Annotated in this window: 1 protein-coding gene; it reads left to right on the top strand. The window is 68.0% G+C overall.

What is annotated here, in order from left to right:
- A partial coding sequence (locus tag ADK41_RS05135) for an alpha-amylase family glycosyl hydrolase (protein WP_030837597.1) occupies nucleotides 1-769 on the top strand: 769 nt, incomplete at both ends.

Below are 769 nucleotides of genomic sequence, written 5' to 3'. Positions count from 1 at the left end.
CGCACGCGTTCCTGAAGCGGGTGCGCAAGGAGATCGACACGCAGTACCCGGACACCGTGCTGCTGGCCGAGGCCAACCAGTGGCCGGAGGACGTCGTCGACTACTTCGGCGACTACGCCGCCGGCGGCGACGAGTGCCACATGGCGTTCCACTTCCCCGTCATGCCGCGCATCTTCATGGCCGTGCGCCGCGAGTCGCGCTACCCCGTCTCCGAGATCCTCGCCAAAACCCCCGCCATCCCCTCGGGCTGCCAGTGGGGCATCTTCCTGCGCAACCACGACGAGCTGACCCTGGAGATGGTCACCGACGAGGAACGCGACTACATGTGGGCGGAGTACGCCAAGGACCCCCGCATGCGCGCCAACATCGGCATCCGCCGCCGCCTCGCCCCCCTGCTGGACAACGACCGCAACCAGATCGAGCTCTTCACCGCCCTGCTGCTGTCCCTGCCCGGCTCGCCGATCATCTACTACGGCGACGAAATCGGCATGGGCGACAACATCTGGCTCGGCGACCGCGACGCGGTCCGCACCCCGATGCAGTGGACCCCCGACCGCAACGCCGGATTCTCCTCCAGCGACCCCGGCCGGCTGTTCCTGCCGACCATCATGGACCCCGTCTACGGCTACCAGGTCACCAACGTCGAGGCCTCCATGGCCTCGCCCTCCTCGCTGCTGCACTGGACCCGCCGGATGATCGAGATCCGCAAGCAGAACCCGGCCTTCGGCCTCGGCTCCTACACCGAACTGCCCTCCTCCAACCCCGCGGT

The sequence above is a fragment of the Streptomyces caelestis genome (assembly GCF_001279005.1).
Lineage (GTDB): Bacteria > Actinomycetota > Actinomycetes > Streptomycetales > Streptomycetaceae > Streptomyces > Streptomyces heliomycini.
Note: the sequence above shows the minus strand (reverse complement) of the source record. Positions and strands in the feature narration are given on the sequence as shown.